11 protein-coding genes are annotated in these 16138 nt (G+C 53.7%); 3 read left to right on the forward strand and 8 right to left on the reverse strand.

The window, feature by feature from the left end; all coding sequences use genetic code 11:
• Positions 1–2 precede the first annotated feature (2 nt).
• Positions 3–938 (reverse strand): chromate resistance protein ChrB domain-containing protein, encoded by a 936-nt coding sequence (locus tag ACO0LG_RS16130; RefSeq protein ID WP_423028108.1) that lies wholly within the window; start codon positions 936–938, stop codon positions 3–5.
• A 201-nt stretch (positions 939–1139) separates the two neighbouring features.
• Here ACO0LG_RS16130 and ACO0LG_RS16135 point away from each other — a divergent pair, with 201 nt between their 5' ends.
• The gene (locus ACO0LG_RS16135; protein ID WP_423028110.1) at positions 1140–3470 is read left to right on the forward strand and encodes a putative bifunctional diguanylate cyclase/phosphodiesterase; all 2331 of its coding nucleotides are present in this window, start codon (positions 1140–1142) and stop codon (positions 3468–3470) included.
• 460 nt (positions 3471–3930) lie between these two features.
• Here ACO0LG_RS16135 and ACO0LG_RS16140 read toward each other — a convergent pair whose 3' ends face one another.
• Positions 3931–4947, reverse strand: coding sequence for an energy transducer TonB (locus ACO0LG_RS16140; protein WP_423028112.1), 1017 nt, complete (start codon positions 4945–4947; stop codon positions 3931–3933).
• A gap of 474 nt (positions 4948–5421) precedes the next feature.
• Between ACO0LG_RS16140 and ACO0LG_RS16145 the strand changes: the two genes are divergently transcribed.
• Positions 5422–5868 carry a hypothetical protein gene (locus ACO0LG_RS16145; RefSeq protein WP_423028114.1) on the forward strand — a complete coding sequence of 149 codons (447 nt, stop codon included), beginning with the start codon at positions 5422–5424 and terminating at the stop codon, positions 5866–5868.
• Between the two features lie 248 nt (positions 5869–6116).
• Here ACO0LG_RS16145 and ACO0LG_RS16150 read toward each other — a convergent pair whose 3' ends face one another.
• From ACO0LG_RS16150 to ACO0LG_RS16160, 3 genes are all read right to left on the reverse strand, one after another.
• Complete coding sequence (locus ACO0LG_RS16150; protein WP_423028116.1) at positions 6117–6953, reverse strand: hypothetical protein; 837 nt, start codon at positions 6951–6953, stop codon at positions 6117–6119.
• Between the two features lie 66 nt (positions 6954–7019).
• The gene (locus ACO0LG_RS16155) at positions 7020–7895 is read right to left on the reverse strand and encodes a hypothetical protein (protein WP_423028118.1); all 876 of its coding nucleotides are present in this window, start codon (positions 7893–7895) and stop codon (positions 7020–7022) included.
• A 57-nt stretch (positions 7896–7952) separates the two neighbouring features.
• Positions 7953–8456, reverse strand: coding sequence for a hypothetical protein (locus tag ACO0LG_RS16160; RefSeq protein WP_423028120.1), 504 nt, complete (start codon positions 8454–8456; stop codon positions 7953–7955).
• Between the two features lie 324 nt (positions 8457–8780).
• Here ACO0LG_RS16160 and ACO0LG_RS16165 point away from each other — a divergent pair, with 324 nt between their 5' ends.
• Positions 8781–10397, forward strand: a complete 1617-nt coding sequence (locus ACO0LG_RS16165) for a M64 family metallopeptidase (protein WP_423028122.1) — start codon at positions 8781–8783, stop codon at positions 10395–10397.
• Between the two features lie 250 nt (positions 10398–10647).
• Here ACO0LG_RS16165 and ACO0LG_RS16170 read toward each other — a convergent pair whose 3' ends face one another.
• Genes ACO0LG_RS16170 through ACO0LG_RS16180 form a run of 3 tightly spaced genes read right to left on the reverse strand, consistent with a single transcriptional unit; the run spans position 10648 to position 16136 of the window.
• Positions 10648–12123: a PAS domain-containing sensor histidine kinase gene (locus tag ACO0LG_RS16170; protein WP_423028124.1), complete on the reverse strand. Its 1476-nt coding sequence runs from the start codon at positions 12121–12123 to the stop codon at positions 10648–10650.
• Positions 12124–12127: 4 nt separating this feature from the next.
• Positions 12128–14383 (reverse strand): PAS domain-containing sensor histidine kinase, encoded by a 2256-nt coding sequence (locus tag ACO0LG_RS16175; protein ID WP_423028126.1) that lies wholly within the window; start codon positions 14381–14383, stop codon positions 12128–12130.
• Positions 14352–16136 (reverse strand): putative bifunctional diguanylate cyclase/phosphodiesterase, encoded by a 1785-nt coding sequence (locus ACO0LG_RS16180; RefSeq protein WP_423028128.1) that lies wholly within the window; start codon positions 16134–16136, stop codon positions 14352–14354. The genes ACO0LG_RS16175 and ACO0LG_RS16180 overlap by 32 nt, the downstream gene beginning before the upstream one ends.
• Between the last annotated feature and the right edge of the window lie 2 nt (positions 16137–16138).

Raw genomic sequence — 16138 nt, forward strand, 5'->3', positions numbered from 1 at the left:
TGTTACAGTCCACCGGTTTTCTGGAAAGAGGCCAGCAAACCATCAAATACAGCACTGGCTGCCTGCAAGAGTTGATCATCATCGGTAATCGCTGCGCGCATGCCTGCCAGCACGCTTTCTATTCCCACCGCTTCGGGTGGCTGCACGCCGCCTACATCCAGGTAATGCACCAGTGCACCGAGTTGTTGCAGGGCCGGCGTTTGTAGTGCAAAGCTTTCGATGAGTACTTCAACACTGACGCGATTGCCGGTGTGGCTAAAACGCGCACCATCAAAATCAAAACCCAGTGCATCGGCCGGGCAATCAGCAGGGCTGGCCAGCCATAAAATGACCGCATGGGCATCGATATGGCGGCGTATCAGCCAGGCGCAGGCCAGTCTGTCCACCCAGGGGCGGGCACGGGTTGCCCAGATACGTCCCTGGTAATCGCTCATCGCTAGCTGGCTGATCTGCGCCTGCACGGCATGCGGCTCGTCCGGGGATTGCAGACGGGCGATGCTGAGTTCCAGTTCCTGCAAGGTGATATCGGCCTGGCGTTGCGCTGCGCCGGGGAAAAAGTCTATCTCTGCCAAAGTGGCAAAGGCCTTGCGCAGCTTGCGGGCCTGCTTGATGCTGTCGGCCAGCGTGCCTGCGCTCAGGGCAGCAGCAGCCTGGGCCACTTCGGCCAGCAGGGCGGCATAGTCAGCATTGCGGTCAAACAGTGCCGCAAAATTCGCTACTTGCGGCTCTTCAACCTGTAACAGCATGGACGTGCCACCAGCCGACAAGACATCGGCAGCGATGGCCTCCATGCTGCTGCGGCATGGGCTGCTATCTGGCATTAGATACACGCCATCGCGCAAGACCACGGCACCAGAGGCTTTCAAGGCCCGCCACGCACGCATCCTGACGGTGGCGTTCTCTGTGGGCAGGCTGATAATCAGTAATATCCATTTCATTTGGTAGATTATTCTACATATTAGTAATTATTGCTACAAAATTTTAGTGCTTGCATGGGTGCCCATGAAAATATAAGTTTTGCAATCATGTGGGTGGTATCACAGCATACGCACCCAAAAGCAGCATTTTTGCTGAATAGTATGGTATAAAAATTGCTGGCCATAAATAATCACTTTGCATATCCGGAAGTATTTCACGCCATGCATGAATCCATTTCCCTCGCCCCTGCCAGCTTCTTGCCAGAATATGTAGAACTCTGCACTTGCCCGGAGTTGTACGCCCTGCTGGCGCAGGCTGCCGTGCCGGATGCAATCGAGCAGGCGGCGGCTTTTGGGCGCTGGTGGTATCACCCAGATAGTGATGGCATGGTGTTGTCCAATGTGACGGCAGGCATGCTGGGTGTGGTATCTGGCTGGCACGCGGGCTTGGAGCACGGCTTTGCCAAAGTACTCGCAGATGACATGGCGCAGGTAAATGCCACCCTGCGCAATGCGGCTGCCAGGTACGGGCAGATCGACTATGAATTTCGCATCTTCAATGAAGGCAGCGGCCTGCGCTGGTTGCGCCTGAGATCGGTGCCGCAAGCGCCTGCATCTGTTCTTTGTGAAGGCATACTGACCGATATCACTGCCGCCAGGCACGCCGCCATGCGCGAGCGCCTGGGCTTTGAATCGACCCGGCTATTTGTTGGTGCAGATTCAATAGGCGTGGCTGTCACCAAAGTTATACAACTGGTCTGTGAAAACCTGGGCTGGGAGTGGGGCGCTTATTGGACGGTCGCAAGCAATGCCTCAGGTGAGCGTCAACTGAGGTTGCAGGATTACTGGCATGCTCAGCAAGAGACCCTGCAACTGTTCACGCAAGAAAGCCAGGCCATGCAGGTGCGCCCCGGTACTGGCCTGGTCGGCCAGGTGTGGCAACAAGGCGAGCCGCGCTGGGTAGAGGACATGAACAGTGACGAAGATTTTTTGCGCAATAAGAGTGCGACACAGTGCCAGCTGCGCTCCGGCTACATCTTCCCGGTCGCCTACATCACCGATGAAGGTGAGCGCCACTGCCCCGGCGTGCTGGAATTCTACAGCCGCCTGACTCGCCAGAGCGAAGCGCAACTGCCCAGCTTGTCCGCCACCATAGGTGCACTGATTGCGCAAACCGCCCAAAGGCTGGAGCAACAAGAAACCATACGCCTGCTGGCACAAATCGATGGGTTGACTGAGCTCGCCAACCGCAGCCATTTTTACCAGATACTCGACAGCGCCTGCAAAAGAAGCGCCACCACCGACGCCGTATTTGGCCTGATCTTTATTGACCTGGACCGCTTCAAACCTGTCAATGATGCCTTTGGCCATGAGGCTGGCAATGTGGTCTTGCGCGGTTTTTCGCAAAGAGTGCAGGGCTTGCCCATACCCGGCAAGCTGGTAGGGCGGCTCGGTGGTGATGAATTTGCGATACTCTACCAGCCCGATGGTTCTGCCACGCCCTTCAATGAACAGCTCGACAGTCTGGTCAGAGAGGTGCTGCATGCAGCGCAACTACCCTTTATGTTTAACGGCCATGAGATTACTGTCTCGGCCAGCATAGGTATCAGCATCTATCCCGACAATGGCCTGACCGGCCCTGAGCTCTTGCGCGGTGCCGATACTGCCATGTACCGCATCAAGAAAAATGGCCGCAATGACGTCAGCTATTTTTCCAGCAGCACCTCCTACACCCTGGCCGTGCAACAGTCAGACCTGGCGCAGCGCCTGACGATGCAAACCGAGCTGCACCAGGCCATTGCCGAGCAAGCCCTGTTCCTCGAATACCAGCCCATCTTTGCCGGTAATGGCCAGATCCATGCGATAGAGGCGCTGATACGCTGGCGCCGCGCCAATGGCGACATCGTGCGGCCCGACATCTTCATCCCCATTGCTGAAGAAAGCCGCCTCATCATACAGATAGGCAGTTGGGTCGTGCACCGCGCCTGCCACGACCTGGCACGCCTGCACCGCTGTGGTTTTGAGAATGTAAAGGTACATGTCAACATGGCCGCCTCAGAATTCACCTCCAGCACGCTGCCAGATGAATTGCGTGCCGTCGTCGAAAGATCAGGCATCAAACCGCAGCACCTCTGCCTGGAACTCACAGAGAGCATGCTCATGCAACAGCCTGACCATGTCATCCCCATCATGAGCACGCTACGGCGTCAGGGTTTTGGCATCAGCCTGGACGATTTTGGCATGGGCTATTCCTCGCTCGCCCACTTGAAGAACCTGCCCATCTCGTCGATGAAGATAGACCGCTCCTTCATCAAAGGCCTGCCACAACAAAGCGAAGACCGCGCCATCGTCCGCACCATCATAGAGCTAGGGCGCAACCTGCGCCTGAACGTGATTGCAGAAGGCGTAGAAACCGACTCCCAACTCGCCTTCTTGCGACAGTTTGGCGATACCCTGATACAGGGTTTTGTACTATCCAGACCGCAACCTGTGGAGGAGTTGATACGGGTGTATGGCAAGGGGCTGGAATTGCCGTTGGTGGGTGATATTTAGCCGGGTTTGTTAAGTCACCGCTGACAGACAGCCATCAGCTCCTGCTTGCATTAATGGCGATCATGAGCCTGGGTAAACTCTGTCACCTGATTATTTGGATACCTTTTCTATCGTCATTCCTGCGCAGGCAGGAATCCATCGTGTTCATATCCGTGCGTTTGAACTTTGCACAAGCCACATTAAAGTCAGATAAGGTTTTAATCATCGCATTCGCACGATCTACGATATCACCGTAAAGTAGGGCGCATTGCAATGCGCCGCATGGGTATGTCGCATGCCGTGGCAATATATTATTGCAGCGCACGTCGCATGCATACGGCGCATTATAATGCGCCCTACCACCGGAGCTTTGCAAGCAGCAGAATTGGCTTCAGTCATGAACCTCGCCATAGCAGTGCGCATGACGCACCTCCATGCGGAAGGTTTATTTGATCTCTTGAAGCTTTACATCAAAGACTCTTTAGTTTGGCAAGTTCCAGACGAACTGACCAGAAAACCAGGAGCGCATTGCTTTGCCGTCGTGCATTTCCGGCGAGAATTTACATCTGGAGAACGCCTGCAAGGTCGCTGTATCCAACAGCGCAGAGCCACTGCTGACGGAGATGTATTTTGCTGCGATGCCTCCGTTTTCATCAATCAGGAAACGGAATTTTGCCGTGCCACGCAACTGTTGCTGCAAGGCTTCTTCAGAGTATTCGGGCTGAGTACAGGAATTTCGATCAAGAGTCGCAGGCGAGTAATTTTTGGGGCGCTCCACTCTGACATTGGATACCATCGTTATCGTACGTTCAATCTTATTGTTCTCTTTGTCGGCAAGTTCTGCCAGGTCTGTCCGTCCCAAAGTCCGGTACACTTTGCTCAACTCTTCTAGAGAGGCAGATTTTTGTGGTAATGCTTTTTTACCCTGTTGATTAGAAAAAGTGACGGCTTTTTTCAATACAGACACTGCCTGCTCTAACTTTCCCAATTTGACATATACACGACTTAATACCCTGTAAAGGTTCGGCATAATGAGTTCATCTTCAGTCCCTTTGGATTCAAGGTTTTCTACTGCTTCAAATGCAAATTTTTCTGCTGCGGCATATTTACCTTCCTCCATCAGCATTTCAGCAATTTCACGTAATAAGATGGAATAACTCGCGCCATCTTTCGCAGGGTCTGTGCCAAGAATTTCTTTGGTCTTGAGTGCCGTGGCATACGCCTCGTCATATCGTTTCATGTTTTGGAGTGTGTGAAAGCGATTTTCGTAAAGATGTGCAAAATAAGTGAAGTAGGTACTTCTGTTAGCTTCTGCAATGTTGAGTGCCAGATCATTCACTCTCAATGCGCCTGCGTAGTTCTTGTAGTATGTCTGTAAGTTAGCTTCATAAGTGAGCTCGTCCAGGATGTTGCTACTGGCTGCCAGGCATGTATTGGATGATGCCAGCGAGAAAAGGCAGATAGCGAAGAAAGATTTTATTGATTTTATTGAATTCATATTTGTGAAAGCTTGAGGCGCAATACAGTAAATGATCATTTGACCGGGCGACCGAACAGGTCAACTGGCATATGCAATTGCTGTTGTTATTGATTGCCATTCATCCAGCGAGAAATGGCAAATCATACCTGAATAGTCAGCTTCCAGGTGTGCTGAGCGCAGTGCCATTGCCTGCAGAAGACACCGATTTGTAATGCGCTTACTTGTGGGCGGATGCCTGCGAATACCTTATATTAGCGAACTGTAACAGTGGAAATCGGAGTGCCTGCCATGTGCGCGACGATCATGGCTGCGTTGCAAATACTCGCGATAGCACCGCTATCGCTGCGTTTTGCGCCTTGCCCTGATGCGCCGGGCACATGTCCTTCACTCTCGATTCCACTGTTACAGTCCACTAATCGCATATGCGTGTGATCACAATACTTGCCAACGGGATTGACTTATGCATCAAACAAAACATAGACCGGTTTTAAAATGAAACTAAACTTGGAAATACCCTCTGAAGAAGACTGGGGCGACTATAGAAATGACCTTGACCAAAAATATGCGCATAAAATGTTTTTTGGAAAAAACCTGGAAGAAGCAAGACTTCTTTTTGAAGGGGCGGTCATAGAACGAACAGAAGAACTCAGGTTCATGCCGGTAATTCCGTTTCGCTATTATATTTTCGCTTACTGCCGGTACCTGACATCAACTGCAGTGTTGGGTAGATGGGATGCCTCAGATGCTGCCAGCTGTTTTTTGCGACTGGTCGAGAGCAAATTGAGTGATGAATCTGATGCGATTTCTCCAATAATGAATGAACTCATGCCTACAATCGAGTACGTCGCAAAAAATCAAGTATTGTTTGATGCTGATGTTGATATCTATGGCGACTTCAATGAGATTTTTTCAGAGATAAGGCGGCTGGCGCAGATGTAGCCACCAGGTGGCAAGGCAGGGGGCATTGCAATTCCTTCTACGACCTGAATAAGTAGCATATAGCTAGTAAAGTAGGGCGCATTGCAATGCGCCGCATGGGCATGCTGCATGCCGTGGCAAAGATATCTTTGCCGTGTGCGTAGTTCACATACGGCGCATTATAATGCGCCCTACGACCGGAACTTTGCTAACATCAGGAGCGGCTTCAGTCGCACATATGGCTATCATCATGCCGATGCATGAAGGTTTTACTTTTGATTTCCACCGCTCAAATGCTGATGTGCCACCTCAGCCACATCCGCAAGCACAGACTTTGCCAAATGCCTGATGCAGTTGTTGACATCGACGTTGTCTGCGCCATTGATGGCGATGCAGGCATCGATGACAGCGCGGGCGTGGTCGGCATTGTCGACATGATAGTCTTCACTAAAAATAAATGCCTTGATTGCCTCCATGGCAGGTGCGGCTGCCTTGCCTAACTTGCCCAAGGCGATGACGGCAGGCCCGGCGCTGATAAAACCTTGTCTGGCGACTGTCTTGCGCAGGGCTTCGATAACAGCGGCGGAGTCGTCACCTATGGCGGCAAAGCAATCTGCCAGCAATTGATTGGGGCAAGGATAGCCACTAAAATCTTCTACTTCTTCGTTGTCCCGTGCCAGTCTCAGCAATTTACTTATCTGGCTGCTGGCCTTGTCACCGAGTTTCATCAAAGCCACTAGCATGGCTGACTGCACACTCCAGTCATTGCCTTCAGTATCAAAGATCATGTCACCGAGGCGATTGATCAGTACTTCATCTTCTATGCCGAGCAAGCCCAGTGACATGGCTGCATTGCCCCGGATGAACCAGGCTTCACTGTCAAGACAGGGGGCCAGTATCGCTACTGCTTCTGCTTGCCGGTCTTTGCATAGTGCCAGGGCAATGACGCCAGTACGGTATGCCTCGTCATCGCGATTGCTGCCATATGATAGTGCCCGGCGCACAATTATGTCTTGTGCCTGCAAAGGCAATGCCATCTCCAGGGATTCAAAACTTCTGAGTATGCCGGATTGCAAATTGTCGTTGCCATGCTCAAACCTGCTCATTACATTGTCAAAACCTTTGGGGTTTTTCGTCAATGCCGCAGCCAGTGCAATGCCGGGCTGGTAGGGTCATTCATGCACTCCGTATTCTTCCATCGTGTCGAGGAGCTGTGCTATGTGCCGGTCGTCGAGTGTGGGAAACGCATCCATCATGGTTCCGGCAAAGGAGGTCAAAAATCCGTCACCAGTATCGAGCAAGGCCAGTACTTCTTCCTGCGCCAGATGGCCATAACCTGGCAGTGCATACATGAGACTGTCCAGGTCGGTCACCACCTGTGTGTATTCTTCTTGTGTTTTCTTTCTGGAAGCGCCCTTAAACAGGCCGAGGAAAGTTTCATCGCTCGATGCAGCTTTGAAGGCAGCCAGGCTGCGCGTGTAATTCAGACGATAGCCGGTCAGCATGCGGGCGACGCAATTTGCTGTGTCAAAGCCCGGCATGTTCATGACGGTCTTGAACAGTGTTGCATCCATGCGCAAGACCAGGGGAGATGCATGCAGTGCGTGCAGGCCTTGCAAGGCTTGTTGATTGATCTGGTAATCGTCACCTTGAAAGAGATTAAGCAGGCAGGTACCAATTTCTGTGAGGCGCGGGGCTTGCCACCTGATCAGGTATTCGCCAGAGCTGGTGCGCAGAGTAGCATTGAATATGCTGGTGACCCTGAGTGTGCCTATTTGTTTTTTACCTTCAAGAATATTGATTTCACGGCCTTCCCAAAGGCAGGCCGGGTACATGTCTGGCATGGATAAACACACAGCCACCCGACCACTTTCACCCGGCTGCACCTGGTCGCTATCCAGGTATTCATGGATGCCCGTGCTGCAGTGATTGTCATGTAACTGGTGGGCGGGTCTGTATCCGTTAAGCACGGCAGACTGCCTGCCGTCGTTGTCGGTACGTGAGAGGCTGAGTATGCCTTCAAAATCCGCGAGGCGGGGTAGTGTCATTGCTTGTTTTGTTTTTATCTGATGGTTGCGAATATAGGTTATATGCGCACATGAGTTTTATTGTGCTGATTCATTATGATCCCTGGCTTTGCAGACACTGTCGTGCTCAAACGGTATGCCTATCTCCTTTGCTTGTTGGATAACTAGCGTGCTTTCGTCAGTGACGGTTATTTGTAGCTGTTGACCTTCATGAAAATGGAATTGATATGCTGTACCCATCGGTGGCGTCCATATTTCGCGTATGAGTCTGATGTTACGCCACAAGATCCTCAATTTTCTGAAGCGGCGATGAAAAGTAAATCCAGCATCGTCGATTTGCGGACGTGCGCGTAACAGGTGATGCAAAGCCAGGCCACTAAGCTGGGTGACCATAAAAAATGGTGACCCTATTCCTAGAATCAGAATGACTAGCCAACTGCTCGCTGATCCTGAGCTGAGCACGCTCAGCAGCCAGAACAGGCCAAACAACACGAGGCAGACCAGTGCACACGGCACCGTGACAGGGCTGGTCAACAGCAGCATCAGAAACAAATAGAGATCAGAGCGTGTGATGCGGTTCATGCAGGTCATAGGCGGATAGACCTGCTATTGTGACATAACAGAGGCAAAGCAGACCGCCAGTATCCATATCAATCCCGGCTACCTTCTTTTACATGCCTCGATCTCATTCACATTTGCTTACACTAATATTTGTTGAATATATTTATTTTACTATACTGATCTCCAGCTGCCAGCATCACACGCAGCGACTGCCCCGATAGCATCTTCCATCAACGGTTCTCTCACATCGGGGGAGGTTCCTCCTTAGTCATCAGCTTTAGCATCAGCATTAGCATCACCCGCATCGACAGTTCACACATTCACCTTATTTTATTCGGAGACAGTATGAATTCACTCAAACTTATTTTGATGGCCGTTGCAATTTCGGTGTTACAACTCAGTGCAGCTCATGCGGCGAATATTTCGCTGCGTGTTGCCTACAGCGATGGCAGGCAGGGTACCAGCTTCACTCCTGTGCGGGCCGAGCTTGGCGAGTTTGCGCTGACACCCAGCATGCCTGACAGTGGCCAGGGCGAACCCTGGCGTGTCATCGCCAGAAATGCTCAAGGTACGATCGTCCATGAAGTGCTGGTGCGGAATGTGCAGCAGCGCCATGTCGAGGCGTTTGACCCCAAGACTGGAGCCATCGACGTGTCGCAGCAAGTCAGGCAGGCTGACGGGGTGTTTGAGGTATCCTTGCCTTTTGATGACAAGGTCGCCAGCATAGAGATCCAGGCGCAAGCCACGGGCGATGCGCGCATGGCGCTGCCACCACCGCAGCCAGCGGTATTCAAGCGCGCTGCCCTCGACCAGATAGTGCGCAACGGCCAGGCCGCACGTATGCAGCCACCACCATCTGCCACTCCGGCGGCAACCGTCACGACCATCATCAATAATGGCCCGTCCAATGCACGCATGGATCTGGTCTTTGTTGGCGATGGCTATACTGCTGCCGAGATGAGTAAATGGCGTACGGACGCGCAAAAAGTCATCGATGGCTTCATGGCCGATCCTCTGTTTGCAGCGAATCGTGCCAGCATCAATGTGTACCGTGTTGATGTCGTCAGCAACCAGTCCGGCGCAGATGAGCCGGACAAGGGCGTGTATCGCGACACCGCCATGGATGGCAGCTTCTACTGCTATAACATCGACCGCCTGCTGTGTGTGAACTCAACCAAGGTATATGACATCGTCGGTTCGGTACTTGCGCCTGACCAGCGTGACGTCATTGTCGTGGTGTCCAACTCCACCCGCTATGGTGGTTCTGGCGGTGAGATCGCGACGCTCTCCATGCATGCCCAGTCTGTGGAAATTGCCTTGCATGAGATAGGCCACACCGCCTTTGCCCTGGCTGATGAATATGATTACGGTACTTGCAGCCTCAGTGCTGAACCCAGCTCAGGCGATGTATCTCTGAATGGCACACGCAATGTCAAATGGGGTGGCCTGATCTCGCCTGCCACCGCCGTACCAACCGGCCTGGGGCAATATGCAAATGGCACGGTCGGCACCTTCCAGGGCGCGCAATATTGCAAGACCGGGAAATACAGGCCAACAGAAAATTCCCGCATGCGCACGCTGGGCTATCCTTGGCATGCAGTCAATGAAGGTTTGGCCAGGACAGTGTTTGCCTCATACACACCAGCACCAGGTGGTGCTGTCACTCAGACCGGCAGCCTCGCCAGTGGCGCAACGGCCAATGCACCCAGCGCATCACCCGGCTACATCCAGTCTGGCAATGGCACCTATAGCATACAGTTGAGCGGGCCAGCGGGGACAGACTTTGACCTCTACCTGTATAAATACTCAGGCAGCGCCTGGACCAAGGTCGCCAGCAGCGAAGGCAGCACATCGACTGAATCCATCAATTATGCGGGCACGGCGGGTTACTACTATGTGCAGGTCAAATCGTATGCGGGGAGCGGGAACTACACGGTGACTTATAACTTCCCACCGAAGTAAGTTTTGCATGGGCGTTTTTGAGTAGTTGCGGGACAAAACGCCCATTCTGGATTTTCTATGCAGGGCCATACAAACCGTGTGGCCTTTTTATCTGGATATCTTTCAATCGTCATTCCTGCTCAGGCAGGAATCCGTCGTATTTGTACTCCACGGATTTGAAATGCGATAAAAAATTTCAGACAGGTATCCTGGCCTAACCTTCTTGCAGTCTGCTATTCGCGGCTAAAGCCACTGCTACGTGAGACACCGTCTACCCCACCACCCGTGGCCAGCTAAACCTGAACACCGCCCCACTCGGCGCATTGGCAGTGAGGCTGATGCTGCCGCCCAGTGATTCTATGGTTTTCTTGATGACGGCCAGGCCCATGCCGCTGCCTTCTACCTCATCGCGTGGGCGCAGGGTCTGGAACATGGCGAATACGCGGTCGCGGTGTTCGGGGGCGATGCCGGGGCCGTCGTCGGCGACTTCGAAGAGGTAGGCTTGGTCAACAGGGGCTGGCAAGGCGCGTACGGTGATGTGGCCGCTGGCCTTGTCGTGATGTTTGATGGCGTTGTTGATGAGGTTGCGCAATACCAGTTCGAGGGCCACCTTGTGTGTGAAATCTTTCGGGAAAGTGCCCTGCAATTCGAGGGAAAACGAGGGGTTGTTGCAGCATAGTTCAAACACGTCGCGCGCCATCTCGGCAAAGTCTATGCATTCTATGCCGCCGCCAAGGTTGTCGGCGCGGAAGTAGAGCAGCAGGTCGTCGAGCAGTTTTTCCATGCGGCTGATGCGCACGCGCATGAGGTGCAGGTGTTCCTGGGTTTCTTCATTGATCTGGCCTGCCAGGTCTTCGGTGATCCAGGTGGCGAGTTGATTGACACCGCGCAGCGGGGCTTTCAGGTCATGCGAGGCGACATAGGCAAAGTCCTTGAGTTCCTGGTTGCGGCGCGAGAGTTCATCGGTGAAGCGCTGGCGTTCTGACATATCGACGATGGCTGACAATACCTTCATGCCATCTGCTGTCTCGATGGGGCTGAGGCCTACTTCCACCGGGAATTCTGTACCATCCTTGTGCAAGGCGTATAGTTCGCGGCCCTTGGCCATGACAGGTTCATCTGGATGGGCGAAATAAGCTGCACGCCATTCCGGATGTTGCTCTCGATATCGCTCAGGCACCAGCATGTCGAGGGTATTGCCTATGAGTTCTGCGCGTGTGTAGCCAAACATCTGTTCACAGCGCTCATTGATCAGCTCTATCTGGCCCTGGCTGTTAACGAGTATCATGGCATTTGGCGCAGCATTGACGACCTGGCGAAAATGCCTCTCACTCTGTGACAGTCGTGCCGCCATTTTGTAGCCACTGCTAAAGTCGCGTGCGCTCAGTGACAGGCCAAAGATATTGCCGCTGGCGTCACGTATGGAGGAGATGGTCAGTGATACAGGTATCTCACTGCCATCAGCACGCCTGCCCATGGTTTCAAACTGGCCTATGGCATTATTTTTTTGCAGCAGTTGGCCCAGCGTTTGATGGTCGGGCAATTGCCCGTCCGGGAACAATACTGCAAAGGGGCACCCCAGGATTGCAGCATGCGCATGCCCGAACAAGAGACTTGCGGCGTGGTTCCAGCTGATGATGTGACCGTTCAGGTCGCTACCTATGATGGCATCCTCCGATGAATTGACGATGGCGGCCAGCAAGGCCGCCGGGTCAGTGCATGTTTCTGTTTTGTGGGAAAGCGACATCATCTTATAAGGCCTCCGCTGTATTGCGTGGCCAGGTGAAGTTGAACACGGCGCCACGCGGTTGGTTGGCGCTGAGTTTGATATGACCGCCCAGTGACTCTATGGTCTTCTTGATGATGGCCAGGCCCATGCCGCTGCCTTCAACCTCATCGCGCGGGCGCAAGGTCTGGAACATGGCGAATACGCGTTCACTGTGCTCAGCGGAAATGCCGGGGCCGTCATCGCAGACCGCAAATTCCAGCCATTGTTCATTGGGGATGGCCTTTACGACGATGCAGCCTTTTTTTGTATCGTGATGTTTGACGGTATTGCTGATGAGATTGCGGAACACCAGTTCCAGCGGCACCTTGTGGGTATGGCAGCGCGGGAATTCGCCGTGCAGTTCCAGCCTGAAAGACTGGTCCGGGCAACACAGATCAAACACATCACGTACCAGCTCGGCAAAGTCGATGTGCTCCACCGAGCCGCCAAGCTGCCCGGCGCGGAAGTAGAGCAATAAATCGTCCAGCAGTCTCTCCATGCGTTTGATGCGCATGCGCATGAGGCGCAGGTGTTCATTGGTTTCATCATTAATCTTGCCGGCCAGGTCTTCGGTCAGCCAGGTGGCCAGTTGATCGACACCGCGCAAGGGGGACTTGAGGTCATGCGAGGCGACATAGGCAAAATTATTCAATTCCTGGTTGCGTCGCGACAGCTCATCGGTAAAGCGCTTGCGCTCCGAGATATCAACAATTGCTGACAGTACTTTGAGACCATCGGCAGTCTGTATAGGGTTGAGGCCTATCTCTATCTGGAATTCGCTACCATCCTTGCGCAGGCCAAACAGGTCGCGCCCACTACCCATGGCGCGGGTGCTGGGGCTGGCAAAATAATGGGCACGCAAATCCGGGTGCTGGCTGCGGAAGCGGGCTGGTATCAGCATCTCCATAGGCTGGCCCAGCAATTCTGTGCGCGGGTAACCAAACAGATGTTCGGTCTGGGCATTGACCATCTCTATCTTGCCATGGCCATCTATCATGACCATGGCGTTAGGCGCGGCTTCCACAACGAGGCGGAAGCGTTCTTCCAGACGCTTGCGCTCACTGATATCGACGATGGCCGACAAGACTTTCATGCCCTCGGCAGTTTCTATCGGGTTCAGGCCTATCTCTACCGGGAACTCGGTACCATCCTTGCGCAAACCAAACAGGTCGCGGCCCGTGCCCATGCTGCGGCTGCTGGGCTGAGAGAAAAAATGACTGCGCAGGCCGGGGTGATGCTGGCGAAAACGTTCAGGTATCAGCACTTCCATAGGCTGGCCCAGCAGCTCTTCACGCTCGTAACCAAAGATGGTTTCGGTCTGGGCATTGACCATTTCTATTTTGCCCTGGCTGTCTATCATGACCATGGCATTCGGTGCGGCTTCCACCACGAGACGGAAACGTTCTTCCTGGCGCTTGCGCTCGGTGATATCGACAATCGCTGACAAGACCTTGATGCCATCGGCAGTTTCTATCGGGTTCAGGCCTATCTCTACCGGGAACTCGGTGCCATCCTTGCGCAGGCCATACAGCTCGCGCCCACGCCCCATGACGCGGCTGATGGGGTTGGCAAAGTAACCGGTGCGCAGGCTAGGGTGGTGACGCTGGAAGCGCGAGGGGATCAGGATTTCCAGGGGTTTGCCCAGCAGCTCGGTGCGGGTGTAGCCAAAGATGGCCTCGGTCTGCGAATTCACCATTTCTATGAGGCCGCGGCGGTCTATCATGACCATGGCATTTGGCGCTGCATCCACCACCTGGCGGAAGTGCCGCTCGCTTTGCGTCAGGCGGGCAGCGATGCGGTAACCTACGCTAAAGTCACGCGCAATCAACGACAGGCCGATGATATTGTCACCCTCATCACGCATGGCAGAGATGGTCAGCGCTACTGGCAACTCGGTACCATCCTGGCAGCGCCGCATGGTTTCAAAATGGCCTATCGAAGCGCCTTGCTGCATGAGCTTGATCAGCGAGAGGTGGTCCGGCAATTGCCCGGCAGGGAAAAGACTGGCAAAAGGGCGCTGGTAGATTGCGGTCGCGGTATAACCAAACAGGATTTCAGCCGCATGGTTCCAGCTCAGTATATTGCCGCTGAGGTCGCTGCTGATGATGGCATCGTCTGATGAGTTGACAATGGCAGCCAGCAAGGCATGCTGCTCATTGACATAATCTGGCTGCTTTACTGGCTGTGGCTGTTGAGGGCTGGCCGACTCATTTTTTTGACTGTGGTCCAATTGGCTCATGGCGGAAACTTCCGGTCAGGTAGCGATCTTCAAATTCACTTGAGGGAATAGGGCGTGAATACATAAAGCCCTGCAAAAGTTCACAACCTCGTTCGGCGCAGAATGCAGCTTGTTGCTCAGTTTCTATACCCTCTGCCACCAGAGACAATTCCATGGTCTGGGCAAAGGCAATCATGGCAGCCAGCAGGCGTTCTTGCGACTCACCCTTGCCAACACCAGCGACAAAACTCTGGTCTATCTTCAACACATGGATGGGGAAGAGTTTCAAATGTCCGAAGGATGAATAACCGGTACCAAAATCATCCAGCGAAAGCTTGACCCCACGCCCGACCAGCTTGTGCAGGATGGCGGCCACATGCACGGGGTCACGGATCAGCGCATTCTCGGTGATTTCCAGCTCCAGGTAACGCGGGTCAAGGCCGCTGGTCAGCAGGGCTTCATCAACGGTGTAGATGAGATTATCACCCTGCAATTGTATAGCCGAGACATTCACCGCCATCGTCAGGTCCTGAGCATGCAGGAAAGGGAGTGAGCGCCACTCCTGCAACTGGGCGCAGGCCGTGCGCATGACCCACTGGTCGATATCGAACATCAGGCCCAGTTCTTCTGCCATCGGCAAAAAGATGCCCGGTGTCAGCACACCCTCTACCGGATGGTGCCAGCGCAGCAGGGCTTCCATGCCGCCTATGCTGCCATCAAAGGGGTTGATCTTCGCCTGGTAATACACCTGCAATTGTTCATTGCGCAAGGCATGGCGCAGGTCGCGCTCAAGGTACATGCGGTGGCGCACGGACTGGTGCAACTGGTCAGAATAAAAATGGCTCTGGTTACGGCCTTCCTGCTTGGCGCGGTACATCGCGATGTCAGCACATTTCATGAGTTCAGTCGCATCATTCGCGCAGGAGCCAAATACGGCGATGCCTATGCTCATCGTCACATCCCATTCCATGCCATCGAGCACGATGGGTTTCTTGAACGCTTCAACAATGCGGGTCGCCAGCAGGATGGCCTGATCGACCCTGTCCATATCCTGCACCAGCACCACAAATTCATCGCCACCGAGGCGCGCCAGCAAATCACTGCCGCGCGTGGTGGTGCCAAGGCGGCGCGCCACCTTGATGAGTAACTGGTCACCTATCGCATGACCATAGGTATCATTCACATTCTTGAAGCGGTCAAGATCAAGCAGCAGCACCGCCATCTTGCCATGCAGGTTCTCGCGCTTGGCGCGGCTGACAGCAAAGGCCAGCGCCCGCTCAAAATCATAACGGTTGGCGAGACCGGTCAGGGCATCATGCTCGGCCAGTTCGCGCAACTGGTTATAGCTGCGGCTGAGCTCAGATTCCAGCTTGTGGCGGTGGCGTGCCTGGTGCACCGCGCGCATCAGGCGGCGCGCATTGACTTCTTCTTTCAGTAAAAAGTCTTGTGCACCGGCTTCGATAGCTTGCTCTGCGAGGCTCACATCTTCCTGGTGCGTCAGCATGATGATGGCGGTGTGGTGGGTCTTGTCGAGGCGCAGGCTCTTTAATACCTCGATGCCATCACGGTCAGGCAGGCGGTAATCCAGCAGGATGACATCGAACAGGGTTTCCTTGGCCTTGAGCAGGCCATCGAGGGCATTATTGGCTTCGACGATGTTGACGCTGACCGATACCTGCTTCAACGCACGGATGACATTGCGCCTGTCGATTTCATCATCATCGATGATGAGAATATCGAGGGTAGAGGTTTGCGGTGGCGCGGTCAGCATCATGA

It is taken from the genome of Undibacterium sp. Ji42W, assembly GCF_049340405.1.
GTDB lineage: Bacteria > Pseudomonadota > Gammaproteobacteria > Burkholderiales > Burkholderiaceae_D > Undibacterium.

Coding starts and splice junctions, on each gene's coding strand:
- ACO0LG_RS16145 (WP_423028114.1), top strand. CDS start 5,422: ATGAAACTAAACTTGGAAATACCCTCTGAAGAAGACTGGGGCGACTAT.
- ACO0LG_RS16170 (WP_423028124.1), bottom strand. CDS start 12,123: ATGTCGCTTTCCCACAAAACAGAAACATGCACTGACCCGGCGGCCTTG.
- ACO0LG_RS16135 (WP_423028110.1), top strand. CDS start 1,140: ATGCATGAATCCATTTCCCTCGCCCCTGCCAGCTTCTTGCCAGAATAT.
- ACO0LG_RS16150 (WP_423028116.1), bottom strand. CDS start 6,953: ATGAGCAGGTTTGAGCATGGCAACGACAATTTGCAATCCGGCATACTC.
- ACO0LG_RS16160 (WP_423028120.1), bottom strand. CDS start 8,456: ATGAACCGCATCACACGCTCTGATCTCTATTTGTTTCTGATGCTGCTG.
- ACO0LG_RS16155 (WP_423028118.1), bottom strand. CDS start 7,895: ATGACACTACCCCGCCTCGCGGATTTTGAAGGCATACTCAGCCTCTCA.
- ACO0LG_RS16140 (WP_423028112.1), bottom strand. CDS start 4,947: ATGAATTCAATAAAATCAATAAAATCTTTCTTCGCTATCTGCCTTTTC.
- ACO0LG_RS16130 (WP_423028108.1), bottom strand. CDS start 938: ATGAAATGGATATTACTGATTATCAGCCTGCCCACAGAGAACGCCACC.
- ACO0LG_RS16180 (WP_423028128.1), bottom strand. CDS start 16,136: ATGATGCTGACCGCGCCACCGCAAACCTCTACCCTCGATATTCTCATC.
- ACO0LG_RS16165 (WP_423028122.1), top strand. CDS start 8,781: ATGAATTCACTCAAACTTATTTTGATGGCCGTTGCAATTTCGGTGTTA.
- ACO0LG_RS16175 (WP_423028126.1), bottom strand. CDS start 14,383: ATGAGCCAATTGGACCACAGTCAAAAAAATGAGTCGGCCAGCCCTCAA.